Source organism: Arthrobacter horti, from assembly GCF_030731045.1.
GTDB classification, from domain to species: domain Bacteria; phylum Actinomycetota; class Actinomycetes; order Actinomycetales; family Micrococcaceae; genus Arthrobacter_E; species Arthrobacter_E nanjingensis.
Map to the genome: position 1 here is coordinate 76,473 of NZ_JAVALS010000008.1, position 17,518 is coordinate 93,990.

The 17,518-nt window shown below is 69.8% G+C and carries 14 protein-coding genes; 9 read left to right on the top strand and 5 right to left on the bottom strand.

Annotation, left to right across the window (positions count from 1 at the left end; genetic code table 11):
* Positions 1-246 precede the first annotated feature (246 nt).
* The 5 genes from infC (at position 247) to Q9R02_RS11985 (ending at position 3,888) form a co-directional block, all read left to right on the top strand.
* Positions 247-1,155: a translation initiation factor IF-3 gene (gene infC, locus Q9R02_RS11965; protein ID WP_425279269.1), complete on the top strand. Its 909-nt coding sequence runs from the start codon at positions 247-249 to the stop codon at positions 1,153-1,155.
* A gap of 137 nt (positions 1,156-1,292) precedes the next feature.
* A complete protein-coding gene (rpmI, locus tag Q9R02_RS11970) occupies positions 1,293-1,487 on the top strand; it encodes a 50S ribosomal protein L35 (RefSeq protein WP_305996922.1) in 195 nt (64 codons plus the stop codon).
* A gap of 83 nt (positions 1,488-1,570) precedes the next feature.
* Entirely contained in the window at positions 1,571-1,951 is a 381-nt protein-coding gene (gene rplT / locus Q9R02_RS11975; RefSeq protein ID WP_305996923.1) for a 50S ribosomal protein L20, read from the top strand.
* 11 nt (positions 1,952-1,962) lie between these two features.
* Positions 1,963-2,877, top strand: coding sequence for a TrmH family RNA methyltransferase (locus tag Q9R02_RS11980; protein ID WP_305996924.1), 915 nt, complete (start codon positions 1,963-1,965; stop codon positions 2,875-2,877).
* 99 nt (positions 2,878-2,976) lie between these two features.
* Positions 2,977-3,888, top strand: coding sequence for a cation diffusion facilitator family transporter (locus tag Q9R02_RS11985; RefSeq protein ID WP_305996925.1), 912 nt, complete (start codon positions 2,977-2,979; stop codon positions 3,886-3,888).
* Between the two features lie 80 nt (positions 3,889-3,968).
* On the opposite strand, the gene Q9R02_RS11990 is transcribed toward Q9R02_RS11985, so the two are convergent.
* Positions 3,969-5,210: an MFS transporter gene (locus Q9R02_RS11990; protein WP_305996926.1), complete on the bottom strand. Its 1,242-nt coding sequence runs from the start codon at positions 5,208-5,210 to the stop codon at positions 3,969-3,971.
* A gap of 138 nt (positions 5,211-5,348) precedes the next feature.
* Here Q9R02_RS11990 and Q9R02_RS11995 point away from each other — a divergent pair, with 138 nt between their 5' ends.
* Positions 5,349-5,780, top strand: coding sequence for a (deoxy)nucleoside triphosphate pyrophosphohydrolase (locus tag Q9R02_RS11995; protein ID WP_305996927.1), 432 nt, complete (start codon positions 5,349-5,351; stop codon positions 5,778-5,780).
* Here Q9R02_RS11995 and Q9R02_RS12000 read toward each other — a convergent pair.
* Together Q9R02_RS12000 and Q9R02_RS12005 are read right to left on the bottom strand one after the other, a co-directional pair.
* Positions 5,691-6,920 carry an Rv2578c family radical SAM protein gene (locus tag Q9R02_RS12000; RefSeq protein ID WP_305996928.1) on the bottom strand — a complete coding sequence of 410 codons (1,230 nt, stop codon included), beginning with the start codon at positions 6,918-6,920 and terminating at the stop codon, positions 5,691-5,693. The genes Q9R02_RS11995 and Q9R02_RS12000 overlap by 90 nt on opposite strands.
* A gap of 55 nt (positions 6,921-6,975) precedes the next feature.
* A complete protein-coding gene (locus Q9R02_RS12005; RefSeq protein ID WP_305996929.1) occupies positions 6,976-7,605 on the bottom strand; it encodes an SIMPL domain-containing protein in 630 nt (209 codons plus the stop codon).
* 129 nt (positions 7,606-7,734) lie between these two features.
* Here Q9R02_RS12005 and pheS point away from each other — a divergent pair, with 129 nt between their 5' ends.
* The 3 genes from pheS (at position 7,735) to Q9R02_RS12020 (ending at position 12,133) form a co-directional block, all read left to right on the top strand.
* Entirely contained in the window at positions 7,735-8,796 is a 1,062-nt protein-coding gene (pheS, locus tag Q9R02_RS12010) for a phenylalanine--tRNA ligase subunit alpha (protein WP_305996930.1), read from the top strand.
* A 2-nt stretch (positions 8,797-8,798) separates the two neighbouring features.
* Positions 8,799-11,342 carry a phenylalanine--tRNA ligase subunit beta gene (gene pheT / locus Q9R02_RS12015; RefSeq protein ID WP_305996931.1) on the top strand — a complete coding sequence of 848 codons (2,544 nt, stop codon included), beginning with the start codon at positions 8,799-8,801 and terminating at the stop codon, positions 11,340-11,342.
* 86 nt (positions 11,343-11,428) lie between these two features.
* Positions 11,429-12,133 (top strand): 4'-phosphopantetheinyl transferase family protein, encoded by a 705-nt coding sequence (locus Q9R02_RS12020; protein WP_305996932.1) that lies wholly within the window; start codon positions 11,429-11,431, stop codon positions 12,131-12,133.
* On the opposite strand, the gene Q9R02_RS12025 is transcribed toward Q9R02_RS12020, so the two are convergent.
* Positions 12,078-13,430, bottom strand: a complete 1,353-nt coding sequence (locus Q9R02_RS12025; RefSeq protein WP_305996933.1) for a M1 family metallopeptidase — start codon at positions 13,428-13,430, stop codon at positions 12,078-12,080. The two genes, Q9R02_RS12020 and Q9R02_RS12025, sit on opposite strands and share 56 nt — an antisense overlap.
* Positions 13,431-13,471: 41 nt before the next feature.
* Positions 13,472-17,347: a Pls/PosA family non-ribosomal peptide synthetase gene (locus Q9R02_RS12030; RefSeq protein WP_305996962.1), complete on the bottom strand. Its 3,876-nt coding sequence runs from the start codon at positions 17,345-17,347 to the stop codon at positions 13,472-13,474.
* Positions 17,348-17,518: the final 171 nt, after the last annotated feature.

The following is a 17,518-nucleotide window of genomic DNA, read 5'->3' on the forward strand; positions in this document are numbered from 1 at the left end:
TAAGCGCTGTCAAGCGCCTTCCTGTGGATCGGACACCAAAGGTCGCCGGGTCAGAAACGGGCCTTCGCCCCGTGCCTGCCGCCCCAGGGTGGCCAGGTGTGACGAAGGACTCCGTCTCAGATTCCTGAGGCCTCCCTTGCACTGGCAAGAGGAGGCCTTTCTCATTGCCAGTGGACACCAGGCAACGAGCAACAGGAGCTACACATTAGCGATCCACGTATCAATGAGCGTATCCGCGTCCCCGAGGTGCGGTTGGTCGGCCCTGCAGGTGAGCAGGTGGGCATCGTCCGCATTGAGGACGCCCTCCGTCTTGCCGCGGAAGCGGACCTTGATCTCGTTGAGGTTGCACCCCAGGCCAAGCCTCCGGTCTGCAAGCTGATGGACTTCGGCAAGTACAAGTACGAAGCCGCAGTGAAGGCCCGCGAGGCCCGGAAGAACCAGACGAACACGGTCCTCAAGGAAATCCGTTTCCGCCTGAAGATCGACAAGCACGACTACGAGACCAAGCGTGGCCACGCCCTCCGCTTCCTCGGTGCCGGTGACAAGGTCAAGGCCATGATCCAGTTCCGTGGCCGTGAGCAGCAGCGCCCGGAGATGGGCATTCGCCTCCTCCAGCGTTTCGCCGAGGACGTCGCCGAGGTCGGTGTGGTGGAGTCCGCACCGCGCATCGACGGCCGCAACATGGTCATGGTGGTCGGTCCGCTGAAGAACAAGGCCGAGGCCAAGGCGGAAGCCCGCCGAGCCGCCCAGCGTGCCGAGTCCCTGGCCCAGAACGAGGCCAAGGCCCGTACCGAGGCCGAGCGCGTCGACACGGACAACGCCACCCCGCTGAGCAACAACCTGGGCGAGCAGCTCGCCGAGGCACTCAAGCAGAGCGAGGCCGCGCAGGCAGAGGTCGTCGAGACTGAAGCCGTGGAAGCCGAAGCGATCGAGACCGAAGTGGCCGAGGCCGCTGAGGCTCCCGTGGAGGAGACCGTGGCTGAGGAAACCGCCGTCGTCGAGACCGTAGCCCCGGTCGAGGAGGCCGTGGTCGTGGAGGAGTCCGCTCCGAAGCCGGCCGCCGCCCCCAAGCCCGCTGCGACGCCTCGCCCCGCAGCCCCGAAGGCCGCTCCGAAGCCGGGTGCTCCCAAGCCCTCGGCCCGCAAGGCCAACTAGACCACCACTCGTTCGTTCCGGTGGCGCTCCACGATGAGAGCCACCGGAACGGCAAGCCCCGCGGCGCCCCGTCAGGGACGCCGGAATGTGATTCGCAGGCCGCAAGGTCCTGTGGCAACGTAAGGAGATCGGTTCTCATGCCGAAGATGAAGACCCACAGTGGTGCCAAGAAGCGCTTCAAGCTCACCGGTACCGGCAAGCTGAAGCGCCAGCAGGCCAACCGCCGCCACTACCTGGAGCACAAGCCCACCACGCTGACCCGCCGCCTGGCCGGTGACAAGATCGTCGCCAAGGGTGATGCCAAGGTCATCAAGAAGATGCTGGGCCTCTAATCCAATTCCCGGCCGGACGGCCAACCACTTGAAGTCCTGCGGGCGCTGGAAAGCGCGGCAGGCATGATTGAAGGAGTACGCACGTGGCACGTGTGAAGCGGGCGGTCAACGCCCAGAAGAAGCGTCGGGTTGTTCTTGAGCGCGCCAAGGGTTACCGCGGCCAGCGGTCCCGCCTGTACCGCAAGGCCAAGGAGCAGCTGCTCCACTCGTTCGTCTACAGCTACGGCGACCGCCGCAAGCGCAAGGGCGACTTCCGCCGCCTGTGGATCCAGCGCATCAACGCCGCCTCCCGCGCCAACGGCCTGACCTACAACCGCCTCATCCAGGGCCTGAAGGCCGCCGAGGTCGAGGTCGACCGCCGCATGCTCGCCGAGCTGGCCGTCTCCGACGCCGCCACCTTCGCCGCTCTGGTGAAGCTGGCCAAGGACGCCCTTCCGGCTGACACCTCCGCCCCGAAGAACTGAATCTTCACAGCGTGAGCTTTTCCGAGCGCCCCCAAGCCTCCCTCATGTCCAACCCCCGGGCCGACCGGGTCAGGGACGTGGCACGGCTTGCGGGGCGCTCGGCGCGTCTGAAGCGAGAGCACTTCCTCGCCGAAGGCCCGCAGGCAGTCCGTGAGGCGCTCGTGGCGCACCGGGACCGCGTGGCGCGCGGCGAGGAAGGGCTGGTCACCGAGGTCTACGCGAGCCAGGCATGCCTGGACCGCCACCCGGAGATCGCCGAAGCCGCCGCCCGGGTCACCACCCGGCTGGCCACGGATGAGGTCCTGGCCGCCATGGCGGACACCGTCAACCCTCAGGGCATCGTGGCCGTGTGCCGCTTCGTGCACCGGCCGCTGGCCGAGGTGCTCGACGCCGGCCCGCGCCTCCTGGCGGTCCTGTGCCAGGTCCGCGACCCCGGAAACGCCGGCACCGTGCTGCGCGCCGCCGATGCGGCCGGTGCGGACGCCGTCATCTACTCGTCCTCCAGCGTGGACATCTACAACCCGAAGGCCGTGCGCTCCACGGCGGGCTCCCTGTTCCACCTGCCGGTGGTGACCGGCGTCGACGTCGCAGAGCTGGCAGCCGAATGCGCCGCCCGCGGCATCGGCATCCTCGCCGCCGACGGCTACGGCAGCCTCGACCTGGACGAACTGCAGGACGCCAGTGCCGCCCGCCGCCTCGGCGTCGCGCCCTCAGAGAGCGACGACGGCGCCGCTGCGGCGTCGTACGATCTGGCAAGGCCCACGGCGTGGTTCTTCGGCAATGAGGCGCAGGGTCTGTCCGCCGAGGAGATCGCGCTGGCGGACCACCGCGTGGCGGTCCCCGTCTACGGCTCGGCCGAGAGCCTCAACCTCGGCACCGCGGCGACCGTCTGCGTCTACGCCAGCGCCCGCGCTCAGCGCCGCTGAGCGGCTTCCCGCGCACTCCGGAGCCTTCCGCCTCCCTGGAGTTTCCCCGGGCCACTACGCTTGGGTGTTGACTCATCACAGCGAACTCCAAGGGGAATCATGTCCGCAAGTGGCGGAACCAAGGCCGTTGTGGCCGCATTGACGGCCAATCTCGCGATCGCAGCCATGAAGTTCGTGGCCTACGCCTTCACGTTCAGCAGCTCGATGCTCGCGGAGGCGATCCACTCCGTGGCCGATTCCGGCAATCAGCTCCTGCTCCTGCTGGGCGGCAAGCGTTCCCGACGGGCCGCCGACTCGGCCCACCCTTTCGGGTACGGCCGCGAGCGGTACATCTACGCCTTCATCGTCTCGATCGTGCTCTTCAGCGTGGGCGGTCTGTTCGCGCTGTACGAGGCGTACGAGAAGTTCCATGACCCGCACGGCATCGACGGCCCGTTCTGGTGGGTCCCGCTGGCTGTTCTGGTGGGCGCGATCGTGGCGGAAGGCTTCTCCTTCCGGACGGCCATCAAGGAGGCCAACCACACGCGCGGCAAACAGGGGTGGATCCCGTTCGTCCGCAACGCCAAGCAACCCGAGCTGCCCGTGATCCTCCTGGAGGACTTCGGCGCCCTCATCGGTCTGGTGTTCGCCCTCTTCGGCGTGAGCATGACCCTGCTGACCGGCAACGGGATCTGGGACGCGTTGGGCACGGGCATGATCGGCCTGCTCCTGGTAGCCATCGCGATCATCCTGGCCCTGGAGACGAAGTCCCTGCTCATCGGGGAGTCGGCGGGCGCCGCTGACCTCGCCGCCATTGAGGAGGCCATCCAGGAGGACGGCACCCGCATCATCCACCTGCGGACCCTGCACCTGGGTCCCGAGGAGCTTCTGGTGGCCGCTAAGTTCAGCGTGGCCAAGGGGGCCACCGGCGCGGACATCGCCCAGGCGATCGACGGCACCGAGGCCCGCATCCGCGGGGCCGTCCCGTCAGCCCGGGTGATCTACCTGGAACCGGACGTGTACCGCGGCTGAGGCCCCAGGATTCCGAATGCGCCGAAGGCCGGACCCGAAAGGGTCCGGCCTTCGGCGCATTCCGTCCATGCAGCCGTGGCTCAGTGCTGGACGTCGTGATGCGGTGCCGCGTGGACCGGGAAGCGGCGTTCGAGGCGGCCGCTGGTGAAGGCGATGGCAAGACCCATGAGCGCCAGGACGGAGCCGACCAGTGCAGGAGCCGCGTAGCCGAAGCCCAGGGCGATGACGACGCCGCCCAGGAAGGCGCCGATCGCATTGCCGACATTGAGCGCCGCGTGATTGAGAGAGGACGCCAGGCTGGGTGCGTCGGGGGAGGCGTCCAGCAGGCGGCTCTGCAGGGGAGCCGTGAGCAGCGATCCCATGCCGCCCACGATGAAGACCATCAGGAGCGCCGTCGGGGCCCACTGCACGGCGAAGAAGTACACGGCCAGGGCGATCGCGATGAGGATCAGGGCGCGGTAGATGGCTCCCATCACGGACTTGTCCGCGAGGCGCCCGCCGATCAGTGTGCCGATCACCATGCCGAGGCCGTAGATGGCCACCACCAGGGGGATCAGGACCTGTGGCAGGTGGCTGACCTCCGTCATGGTGTGGGAGATGTAGGTGTAGGTGGCGAAGAAGCCGCCGAAGCCGATCATGCCGGTCAGGAGCGCCATCCAGACTTGGATGCGCTTGAGGGCACCGAGCTCGCGCCGGATGCTGGCGCCGGGGTGCACCGGCTCGTACGGGACGAAGACGGCGATCGCGAGTGCCGTGAGCAGCGCGATCGCCGAGACCAGCGCGAACAGGAGCTGCCAGCCGAAGTTCTGTCCCAGCCAGGTGGCGAAGGGGACACCGATCACGTTGGCGACCGTCAGGCCCGTCATGACCATGGAGATCGCCCAGCCGCGCTTGGTGGCCGCGACCAGGGAGGAGGCGATCACGGCGGCGATGCCGAAGTAGGCGCCGTGGGGGAGCCCGGAGATGAAACGGGAGAGAGCCATGGCCCCGTAGCCGGAGGCGAGCATGCTGGACGCGTTCGCGACGGCGTAGAACAACATGAGCCCGATGGCCAGGTGCTTGCGCGGCAGCTTCGCCCCGAAGGCTGCCAGCAGGGGAGCTCCGACGCACACGCCCAGGGCGTAGGCGGAGATGAGAGTGCCGGCCTCCGGAGTGCTCAAGTGAAGACCGTGTTCCACCTCCTTGAGGAGGCCCATCATGGCGAACTCGACAGTTCCGATGGCGAAGCCGCCCAGTGCCAGGGAGACGACGGCCAGGGTCAGAGCCCGGGGCGAGAGCTGTGGACGCGGCAGAGTGGTGCCCGTCGAGGGTGCGGTGGTCACGGAAATTCCTTGCATGGAGTGAGGGATGGTGATCACGACGTCGGGACCAGAGGTTTCCATTGTCGCAACGCGAACGCCCTCCGCGCTATTTCAGGCCGTCTGAGCTAGACCGTGCACGGCTCTCGCTAAGCTGAATGGATGACTCTCGCACCCCGCCTGGTGGTCGGCGCCGCCGTACTCGATTCTCTGCAGGAGCCCCGCATGCTGCTTTGCGCGCGCAGGAGCGCGCCGGAATCCCTTGCCGGCCTCTGGGAGTTCCCCGGCGGAAAGGTCGAGCCGGGTGAAGGAGCGGAGGAGGCTCTGCACCGGGAACTGAGCGAGGAACTCGGGGTCACCGCGGTCCTGGGGGAGGAAGTGCGCTCGGGGCGCGCCGACGGCTGGGTCCTGAACGAGAAGGCCGTCATGCGGGTCTGGCTCGCGGAACTGAGCGGCGGCACGCCACAGGCCTTGGAGGACCACGACGAGCTCCGCTGGGTGCCTCTAGAAGAGAGCGCCCTGAACGCCCTGCCGTGGATTCCTGCGGACTTCCCGATCGTGGCCGCCGTCGTGGAGGCGACGCGGGGCTCCTGACAGTCGGTGTCCGCTCTCCGCCGCGAGGGAGCGTGGCGCGGCCACGTTCGGGTGGGGCCGTTCGGGCATGCTGCCTTGGGGATACTGTGCCTCCTCCACCCGGGGATCCGGATGGAACTCGGTGGCGGAGTCCTGGGTCAGGCCGTCGTGGGCGAAGGCCCCGGACGGCGGGAAACCGTGCTTCCGTTTGAAGAACGCCACACGCTGTGCGAGCCACTTCCGGTAGCCGGCATCGGCGTAGGAGCCGGAGCCCTGCGGGCCGCCGTAGAGACGGCGGTACTTGCCCACCAGCGACGGGTGGTTGCGGGCCAGCCAGCTCATGAACCACTCCCGGGTCCCGGGCCGGAGGTACAGTGCGCCAGCCGTCACTCCCGTGGCGCCCGCGGCCGCCAGAGAGGAGAAGAGTTCGTCCAGAGCGTCGTCCGAGTCACTGAGGTACGGCAGGATCGGCATGGCCATGACCCCGCACGGCAGGCCGGCCTCGCGGAGCCGCGACACGAGGCGCAGCCGGGCGCGTGGCCCAGGTGTTCCCGGCTCGATGGCGGCCTGCAGTTCCTCGTCCATCATGGCCAGGGAGATGCCCAGCCCGATCGGCACCAGCTGGGCGGCCTCCTTCAGCAGAGGGATGTCCCGGGAGAGCAGCGTCCCCTTGGTCAGGATGGAGAACGGCGTGCCGGATTCCGCCAGAGCTTCGATGATGCCCGGCATGAGCCGGTAGCGGCCCTCGGCCCGCTGGTACGGGTCCGTGTTGGTCCCCAGCGCCACGTGCTCGCGCGTCCAGGACGGGCGGGCCAGCTCGGCGCGCAGCACCGGTCCCGCGTTGACCTTCACCACCACCTGGGAATCGAAGTCGAGGCCCGAGTCGAAGTCCAGATAGGTGTGGCTCTTCCTCGCGAAGCAGTACACGCAGGCATGGCTGCAGCCCCGGTAGGGGTTGACGGTCCAGCCGAACGGCATGGTCGACTGAGGCGGGACCTTGTTGAGCACCGATTTCGCGGTGACCTCATGGAAGGTGATTCCCGCGAACTCGGGCGTTGAGATGGAACGCAGCAGGCCCGCCATGGGCAGAAGGGGGGCGGCCGTCGGGGCAGTGACATCGTCCACCAGAGCCGGCTGGAGTGCCTGTGCGTCCCATCTCATGCAAGTATTCGAACATATGTTCGAACCATGCGCAAGGGTCCGGGCCAGGCTCCCGTCAGGCCACGGCCCAGGACACCGCCAGGGACACGGTGATGGCCTCCTCGCCCGCTTCGATCCCGGACGGTGTGCCGACCGCCATGGCCCGTGCGAACGCGATGGGCGGAGACTGATCGCCGCTCTCCTGCACGGACAGCACCTCACCCAACCGGACCCCGGCCGAGGCTGCCAGCTGAGTGGCGCGGGCCAGTGCGTCCGCCCAGGCGGCGTCGCGCGCCTCGCGTTCCGCGGCCGTCGTATCGGAGACGGAGAGTGAGAAGCCGTTCAGGCGCAGTGAAGCACCGCCCGCGTCGATCGCGGAGGCGAGCGCCTCCGGGGCGTCCTGGAGGAAACGGAGGGTGACGCTCAGGCCGCCCTGCGCCACGTAGCCGCGCAGGCCGACGTCGTTCCCGTCCTCCCAGCGGCGCTCCGCGCGGAGGCTGCGTCCGGTGGTGGAGAGGTCCTTGCCGTCGACCCCGGCCACACGCAGCGCCGTGGCGACCGCGTCGAGGCAGGCCGCCGACGCGCGGAACGCCTCCTGCACGGTGTCCGCCAGGCATTCGACGGTGAACTGGGCTGTGGCGAGGTCCGGCGTGGCATGAGCAGTGCCGTGCCCCACCACTGAGATCGCCCGTTGAGTGGATTCCATGCGTTGCCTCCTGCTGGCTCGGGGGATTCCGGCCCGCGGACCGCCGCGACCCGGCATGCGCACGTGAATTAGACTGGCTGCGGGGCCGTACGCCCCGACACCAAACCCTGCGATGTGAGAACACGGTACATGTCTGAGACCACGAAGGAAGTCATGGCACCCAGTCCTCTCGACGAAGAGGCTCTGCAAGGAGCCGTCGCCGAGGCACTGGAGGCCTTCGCCGCCGCCGCCGATCTGGAGCAGCTGAAGGCCGCCCGTCTGGCGCACACCGGCGAGAAGTCGCCGCTGAGCCAGGCCAACGCCGCCATCCGCGACCTTGCCAAGGACCAGAAGAGCGCCGCCGGCAAGCTGATCGGCGCCGCCCGCGGCCAGGTGAACAAGGCGCTCGCCGCCCGCGCCGCCGTGCTGGAGGAGGAGAACGACGCGCGGATCCTCCTGGAGGAGACCGTGGACGTCACGGCGGCCCCGCGCCGTCGTCGCGCCGGCGCACGGCACCCGCTCTCCGTGCTGCAGGAGCAGGTCAGCGACATCTTCGTGGGCATGGGCTGGGAGATCGCAGAAGGCCCCGAGCTCGAGTCCGAGTGGTTCAACTTCGACGCCCTGAACTTCCAGCCGGACCACCCGGCCCGGGAGATGCAGGACACCTTCTTCGTGGAGCCGCCCGAGGCCCACCTCCTGCTGCGCACCCACACCTCCCCGGTGCAGGTCCGCTCCATGCTGGAGCGTGAACTGCCCGTGTACGTGCTGTGCCCCGGCAAGGTGTTCCGCACGGACGAACTCGACGCCACCCACACCCCGGTGTTCCACCAGTTCGAAGGCCTGGCCATCGACAAGGGCCTGTCCATGGCGGACCTGCGCGGCACGCTGGAGCACTTCGCCCGGCAGATGTTCGGCGACGAGGCCCAGATCCGTCTGCGCCCCAACTACTTCCCCTTCACCGAGCCCAGCGCCGAACTGGACATCTGGCACCCGGGCGCCAAGGGCGGCCCCCGCTGGATCGAGTGGGGCGGTTGCGGCATGGTCAACCCGAACGTGCTCCGCGCGGCCGGGATCGACCCGGAGGAGTACTCCGGCTTCGCGTTCGGCATGGGCATCGAACGCACCCTCATGTTCCGTAACGAGGTCGCAGACATGCGGGACATGATCGAGGGCGACATTCGTTTCAGCGAGCACTTCGGGATGGAGATCTAAGCGTGCGCATTCCACTTTCCTGGCTCCGTGACTACACGGAGCTCCCTGCAGGCGCGTCCGCCGAGGACCTCATGGCGGACCTGGTCCGCGTCGGCTTCGAAGAGGAGGACGTGCACCGTCCCGCCGACTCCATCTCCGGCCCCGTGGTGGTGGGCCAGGTGCTGTCCCTGGTCAAGGAGCCGCAGAGCAACGGCAAGACCATCAACTGGTGCCAGGTCCGCGTGGTCCCGGAAGGCCGGGAGCAGACCCTGGAAGGCAAGGGCATCGACCCCTCCGGCGTCCAGGGCATCGTCTGCGGCGCCCACAACTTCGTGGAGGGCGACAAGGTGGTGGTGACCCTCCCGGGCGCCGTGCTGCCCGGTGACTTCCACATCTCCCCGCGCAAGACCTACGGCCACGTCTCCGCCGGAATGATCGCCTCCGCCCGCGAACTGGGCCTGGGCGACGAGCACGATGGCATCATCGTCCTCTCCACCCTGGGCCTGGACCCTGAGCTCGGCACCGACGCCTTGGAGCTGTTCGGGCTGAAGGACGAGGCCGCGGAGATCAATGTGACCCCGGACCGCAGCTACGCCTTCAGCCTCCGCGGTGTGGCCCGCGAATACGCGCACGCCACCGGCACCCCGTTCACCGACCCGGCCACCACGGTCACCGTGCCGGCCGGCCTCACGGGCGGATTCCCGGTCACCCTGGCCGATGACGCCCCCATCTATGGTGTCCCCGGCTGTGACCGCTTCGTGGCCCGCGTGGTCCGTGGCGTGGATGCGAGCCGTCCCACCCCGCAGTGGATGGTCTCCCGGCTGCGCCTGGCGGGCATCCGCTCCATCAGCCTGCCCGTGGACATCTCCAACTACGTCATGCTGGAGCTCGGTCAGCCGAACCACTGCTACGACCTGGACACGCTGGACACCGGTATTACCGTCCGCCGTGCCCTCCCGGGCGAGCGCCTGGTGACCCTGGACGACAAGGACCGCGAGCTCAGCGGCGAGGACCTGGTCATCGCCGACGCCTCCGGTGCCATCGGCATCGCCGGTGTCATGGGCGGCGCCCGCACCGAGGTTTCGGATTCCACCACGGACATCCTGGTGGAGGCCGCGCACTTCGACACCGTCTCCATCGCCCGTTCCCGCCGCCGCCACAAGCTGCCGAGCGAAGCGTCCAAACGCTTCGAGCGCGGCGTCGACTGGCAGCTCGGCCCCGTCGCCGCCCAGCGCGTCGTCGACCTGCTGGTGGAACTCGCCGGTGGCACCGCCGATGACGCCGGCACCGACGTGGGCACCGCGCCGTCGTCCGTGGCCGTCTTCCTGCCCGCAGGCTTCGCGGCCGCCCGCATCGGCGTGGACTACAGCACCGAGCAGATCGTGGGCAGCCTCACCGATCTGGGCGCCACGGTGGAGGACACCGAGGGCGGCTGGACCGTGACGGTCCCGTCCTGGCGCAACGACCTGGTCACCAAGGAGGACCTCTCCGAGGAGATCGCCCGCCTGGTCGGTTACGACACCATCCCGGCCACCCTCCCCGTGGCGCCCCCCGGCCGGGGCCTGAGCCGCGTGCAGAAGCAGCGCCGCCGGGTGCTGCAGGCGCTCGCCGACGCCGGCCTGGTGGAGGTCATGGCCTACCCGTTCGTCTCCAAGGCGTCCAACGACGTGTTCGGCACGGCCGAGCCGGGCGCCCCGGTGCCTGCCGTGAAGCTCGCCAACCCGCTGAGCGAGGAGTTCGGCTGGCTGCGGACGTCCGTGCTGCCGGGCCTGATCGAGGTGGCCAAGCGCAACATCTCCCGCGGTTTCCGCGATCTGGCCCTGTACGAATCCGGTCTGGTGTTCCTGCCGTCCGGCGAGTTCGGCACCGCGTCCATCCCGACGCTCGGCGCCAAGCCGGCCGAGGACGTCCTGGACGGCCTCTACAACGGCATCCCGGAGCAGCCTCTGCACATCGGCGGTCTGCTGGTGGGCAAGGACAGCCCCGCCGCGCCGGGCAACAGCCCGCGCGCCTGGGACTGGTCGGATGCCCTCGACGCCGCCCGCGTCGCCGCCGATGTGCTCGGCGTCGAGGTCGTCGTGGAGCAGGGCGCCCACCAGGCGTTCCACCCGGGCCGTGCCGCCCGCCTGAGCCTGCGCTCCGGCGAGCTGGTCGGTTACGCCGGCGAGCTGCACCCCAAGCTGCTGGCCTCGCTGGACCTGCCGGCCCGGACGGTCGCGTTCGAGATCGACGGCGACGTGCTCTTCGAGGCGGCGGCAGACGTCGTCGTCGCGAAGCACATCTCCACCTTCCCGGTGGCGACGCAGGACGTGGCGCTGATCGTCGACGGCGGCCTGCCCGCCGCCCACGTGCAGGACGCCCTGCGCGAGGGTGCCGGTGAGCTGCTGGAGGATGTGGCGCTGTTCGACGTGTACGTCGGCATCGGCATCCCGGAGGGCAAGAAGTCCCTGGCCTTCGGCCTGCGCTTCCGCGCCGAGGACCGGACGCTGACCGCGGACGAGGCCTCCGAGGCCCGCGCCGCGGCCGTGGCCCTGGCCGCCGAGCGTTTCGGGGCCGTCCAGCGCTGATCCCACTCCATCGACTGCTCCGTAGATGTCGTTTTGACCGTTCAGAACGACATCTACGGAGCAGTCGATGTGTTTAAGGTGGGATCATGCGCGTGATCACCTGGCTCGGGTCTCTGGAGGAGGCCGCGCGCCGTGGAGACCTTCCGCCTCTGGACGCACGCGAGCAGGACAGGGCACGGGCCTTCGCGAACCCCGGGGCCCGGAATCGCTTCGCCACCTTGCGCTCTGTCCAGCGGCGTCTGCTCGCCGGGGCGCTCGGCGTGGCCCCGGACCTCCTCCTCAGCGACTACGCCTGCCCCGAGTGCGGCCCCGACGCCGGCCACGGCCGGCCCGGCTACCGGCTCACCGACCGCTCAGGGAATCGGACGACGCCGCCCTTCGCTCTCTCCGCCAGCCGCGCGGGGGAGTGGGGCGCCGTCGTCGTGGCCCTGGACGTGCCGGAAGGCTTCCGGCTGGGTGTGGATCTGACGCTCGAGGCGGAGATCTTCGACGGCTTCGATACGGTGGCGCTCAGCGCTGCCGAGCGGGCGTGGATCGGGTCACTGCCGCCGGAGGAGCGCATCAGTGCGCGGGCGGGCCTGTGGGCCGCCAAGGAGGCGATCGCCAAACGGGACGGTCACGGCCTCCGCAAAGACCCATCCACGATAGAGGCGCTCGGCCGCCGGGGCCTCGTGGAGCTGAGAGTGAGCGCGGCGGGACCCGGGACCGGCGGAGGCGCACTGCCCCCGCACCGGCTCATGGCCGCGGTGCCGGAAAAGGCGGAAGCCGCTTTTCGTAGAGCCACGGCCTGAGCAGGGCGGCCGCACCGAGCCCGGGCACCAAGGTGTCCGCCAGGGCGAAGAAGTCCGCCGAGGTCACCGAACCGTGCCGGTGCGCGCGGGTCCAGGTGTGCAGGAAGGCGAAGAACGCCTCGGAACCCATGGCCAGGCGCAGAGCATGGACGGCCAGGGCGCCACGCTTGTACACACGGTCATCGAACATGTCCTCCGGCCCGGGTTCCCCCACCACCAGGTCCTGTGGGGAGTCCGCCAGCTTGCGCCAGGCGGCCAGGGCTCGCAGCCGGGTGCTCAGGGTGGCGCTCGCCTCGCTCCACAGCCATTCGGCATAGCAGGCGAAGCCCTCGTGCAGCCAGATGTCCTTCCAGGACGCCACGGTCAGCGAGTTGCCGAACCACTGGTGGCTCAGCTCGTGCGCCACCAGACGCTGGGCCTCCCACTCGAGCTCCAGATGATTGCGGCCGATGATGGAGAGCCCCTGCGCCTCGAGCGGGATCTCCAGCTCGTCCTCGGTGACCACCACGCCGTACTCGCCGAACGGGTAGGGGCCGAAGAGGTCCTCGAACACCTCCATCATGCGGCGCTGCTGCTCCAGGCCACGCTCGGCCTCGAGGCGGAGCGCCGGGTGGACGGCCACGTTGATGGGCACGGCCGCGAGGGAACCGGGGATGCCGAAGGAGGTGTACCTCCCGATCTGCAGCGTGGCGAGATAGCTCGCCATGGGAGCCTTCTGTTCGTACACCCACGTTTCGCGGCTGGACTTGCGGCGGTGCTCCACGAGGCGGCCGTTGCAGACCACGCGGTAGTCCGCGTCAGTCGTCACGGTGAAGCGGTAGGAGGCCTTCTGGCTCGGGTGATCATTGCACGGGAACCACGACGGCGCGCCGTCGGGCTGCCCGGCCACCAGCACGCCGTCGCGCAGCTCCTCCCAGCCGACCTCGCCCCAGGTGCCGCGGCGCGGACGCGGATTGCCGTCGTAGCGGACCTCCAGGAGGAAGTCTTCGCCCTTGCCGACGGGGTGAGGGGCGTTGATCACGAGTTTGTCGCCGCGCTGGCTGAACTTGGAGACCCGGGAGCCGTTGAGCTGAACCTTCCCGGCCTTCAGCCCGGCGAGGTCCAGCATGATCTGGTTCAGCCGCGTGGTGGCCCGGCCCCGGATGACCGCGACGCCCTGAAGGCGGTTGCTCGCCAGCCTGATGTCGAGTTCCAGCTCGTAGTGCCGGACGGTGTAGTCCGGACTGCCATGGCCCGGGGTGTACGGGTCCGGGATGGAGGCCGGGTGGCTTTTCTTGCCGTGCTGGTGCTCAGACATGGTGGGTTTCGGGTTACCTGGGGTCGGGGACAGGGACGGGGTCAGACGGACGGGCCGCGCCAGGGGCTGACCGGGTTGCCCATCCAGTAGCTGCCCGCTGGAACGGCTTCGCCGCGCATCACGAGTGAGGCGGGCCCCACGGTGGCCCCTGCCCCCAGCGATGCCTGGGGCAGGATCACGCCGTGCGGTCCCATGGTGGAGCCGGCCTCCAACGTTACGGTATCAATCGCCATGATCCGGTCGTGGAACAGGTGGGTCTGGACCACGCAGCCGCGGTTGACGGTGGAGCCGTCGCCGAGCGTGACCAGATCCGCCTCCGGCAGCCAGTAGCTCTCACACCAGACCCCGTGCCCGATCTTCGCGCCGAGCGCCCGGAGCCACCAGACGAGCGCCGGGGTGCCGGCCGCCGCGCGGGCGAACCAGGGAGCGGAGACCACCTCGATGAACGCGTCCACCACCTCGTTCCGCCAGATGAAGGAGCTCCACAGCGGGTGCTCGCCTTCGCGGATGCGGCCCACCAGGAGCCACTTGGCGATCACGGCGCTGCCGGCCGCCACCGCTCCCGCGGCCAGCACGACGACGCCGCCCAGCAGCGCGGCGAGCCAGTACCCTGCCCAGTGAGCGACGGCGTCGAGAGCGGCCATGACGCCCACCGCCAGGTAGGCGGTGAGCAGCACCGGGACCACCCGGCAGAGCTCCCAGAGGCTGCGGGCCACCTTCAGGCGGGTGGGCGGCTCGAAGGTGCGGCTGGCGTCGCTGCTCTGGGCCACCCGCCGGAGGCGGACCGGTGGGCTGCCGAGCCACGAGGTGCCGGACTTCGCCTTGCGGGGCGTCGCGGACAGGACGGCCACCAGGGAGTTCTTCGGCACACTGCGGCCGGCGGCCGTCATGCCGGAGTTGCCCAGGAACGCCCGCTTGCCCACCTTGGCCGGGGCGATGTGGAGCCAGCCGCCGCCGAGCTCGTAGGAGGCGACCATCGTGTCATCGGCCAGGAACGCGCCGTCGCCCACGGTGGTCATCTTGGGGACCAGAAGGACGGTGGAGGCCTCCACGTTCTTGCCGATCGAGGCTCCCAGCAGACGCAGCCAGACAGGCGTGAAGAGGCTGGCATAGATCGGGAAGAGCAGGTCTCTCGCCATGTCCAGGACGCGTTCCGTGGCCCAGACCTGCCAGCCGATGCGGCTGCGGACGGGGAAGTGGCCCTCCCGCAGTCCCGTGCCGAGCGCCCGCGTGGCCAGCAGGATGAGGAGGGCGTTGCCCAGGAACCAGATGAGCGCGCCGAGTGGGACGGACCAGGCGAGGGCGCCCAGCGCCGTGCTGAGCCGGTCCGCACCGCGGAGGGAGCCGGCCACCATCAGACCGGCTCCGGCGGCCGTCACGAACGGGATGCAGGCCAGGAGGCCGGAAGCCGCAGCGAAGGCGCTGAGCCAGGCGATCTCCTGTGCGCCGTGCCGGATCCTGGTGTGCTCCGGCCAGTCAGGCTTGGCCTTGCCGATGCGCTCGGCGGGGGAGCCGGCCACGGTGACGCCGGCCTTGACCTTACCGGTCACGGCGGAGCCGGGTTCCACGATGGCGTCGGCTCCCACCCGGGAACCTGGCATGAGCGTGCTGCGCGCGCCGACCGTGGCGCCCGCCCCGATGGAGATGGCCCCGATATGGACCGTGTCCCCGTCCACCCACCAGCCGGAGAGGTCCACCTCGGGCTCGATGCTGGCCCCGCGGCCCACAGAGAGCAGACCGGTCACGGGCGGGACCGAGTGGAGGTTGACGTCCGGGCCGAGCTTCGCGCCCAGGGCGCGCGCGTAGTACGGCACCCAGGGGGCGCTGGCCAGGCTGACCGCATTGGCGGAGTCCTGGATCTGTTCGGCGAGCCAGAGCTTCAGGTGGACCCGGCCGGCCCGGGGGTACACACCCGGAGTGACGCCCTTCAGCAGCAGGCGGGACGCCAGGACGGCGATGCCCATCCGGCCCAGGGGACTGACGAACACGGCCCAGGAGAGCAGCACCCACCACCAGGAGACCGTGGGCGCCCCGTGCAGCACGCCCCAGGAGGAGAGCAGATTGTTGGCCGCCATCAGGTAGGTCAGCCAGCGCATGCCCACCAGGATCAGCAGGGGCGCACCCATCAGCGTCTGGAAGGTCTGGGTCTTCTTGCCGGTGCGGCGGACCAGCCGTTCCTTCTGGACGACTGCCTCGCCGTCCGGCACGGAGTCCCGGCAGGCCTCGATCAGGGCGCCGACGCGCGGGTTCGCGTAAATGTCCGCCACGGTGACGGTCGGATACTTCCGGCGCAGCGCGGAGACCAGCTGGGCCGCGGCGAGGGAGCCGCCGCCATGCGCGAAGAAGTCCGCGTCCAGGCCGCCGGCCGGGGTGCCGAGCACCGAACCCCAGGAATCCACGATCCACTGGGCGTCCTCGGGCAGGTTCAGAGGCGCGGCGTCGGCGGCGTCGCCCGGGCCGCCGGCGAGCGGCCAGGGGAGGGCCTTACGGTCCACTTTTCCGCTCGTCTTGGTCGGCAGGGTGTCCGTGACGGTGAGCAGGGGGATGAGCGGCGCCGGAAGGGTCGCCGTCAGCAGCTCACGCAGGGCGCTCAGGTCCAGCTCCGCTTCGCCGCCCGGGACGAGGTAGCCCACCAGCACCTGGTTCCCGGCCGCCGTCGTCTGCACGGCCGCGGCGGCGCCCGCCACGTCCGGCAGGGCCTGGAGCGCGGCGTCCACCTCCCCGAGTTCGATGCGCCGGCCGCCGAGCTTGACCTGTTCGTCGGCGCGGCCCTGGAACACGAGGCCCTCGGCCTCGTAACGGACCAGGTCGCCGGAGCGGTAGGCACGCTCCCAGCCGAGACTCGGCATGGGTGCGTACTTCTCGGCGTCCTTCTCCGGGTCCAGATAGCGGGCCAGGCCGACGCCGCCGATGATCAGCTCGCCCACCTCGCCTTCCGTGACCGGGAGGCCTTCGGCGTCGACGACGGCGAGGTCCCAGCCGTCCAGCGGCAGGCCGATCCGCACGGGGCCGGGGCCGCCCAGCGGAGCGGCGCAGGCGACCACGGTGGCCTCGGTGGGGCCGTACGTGTTCCACACCTCACGGCCGTCCACCGCCAGGCGTTCGGCGAGTTCGGGCGGGCAGGCCTCGCCGCCGAATATCAGCAGCCGGACGTTCTCCAGGGCCTCCGCGGGCCAGAGGGCGGCGAGGGTGGGGACGGTGGAGACCACGGTGATGCCGTGGTTGATAAGCCACGGGCCCAGGTCCATGCCGGTCCGGACGAGTGCCCGCGGGGCGGGGACCAGGCAGGCTCCGTAGCGCCAGGCGAGCCACATCTCCTCGCAAGAGGCGTCGAAGGCCACGGACAGTCCCGCCAGGACGCGGTCGTCAGGTCCGATGGGCTCCTGTTGCAGGAACAGCCGTGCCTCGGCGTCGACGAACGCTGCCGAGTTGCGGTGACGGACGGCCACGCCTTTCGGCGTGCCGGTGGAACCGGAGGTGAAGATCACCCACGAATCGTCCTCCAGGCCGGGCATCCGCGGGGTGGGGAACGGCCTGGGCCGCTTCTTATCCACCACGATCTCGCCCTTGGCCTTCAGGATGCCGGCCACCCGGGCCTCACTGAAGACCAGGCGGGCGCGTTCGTCGGGGTCGTCCGCGTCCACGGGCACGTACGCGGCGCCGATCAGCAGGGTGGCCAGGATGGCGATGTACAGCTCATTGGTGCCGGACGGGATGCGGATGCCCACTTTGTCGCCGGCGCCGAGACCGTTCAGGTGCAGCTTGCGGGCGTACGCCCGGACCTCCTTGGCCAGTTCGCCGTAGCTCAGGGACTTCCGGCCGTCGTCCAGGGCCGACGCTTCGGGGAACGCCTCCACGCTGGCCAGGAAGATGTCCACCAGGGTCCGCCCGGGCGGGGTCAGCGCACTGCCTGGCATCTGGGGAGCGTGAACGGTCACGTCTGGAGATGACGACGACGGCGCGCCGGGCGCCTGTGCGTGCGGCTCGCCGTAGGCGGGTTCGGAAGGGATGGAGGGATGCTCGGTCACGCCAGCATCCTTTCTGTTGCGAGTGAATCAGTGGTGAACGGGCAACCGGGACGCCAGCGC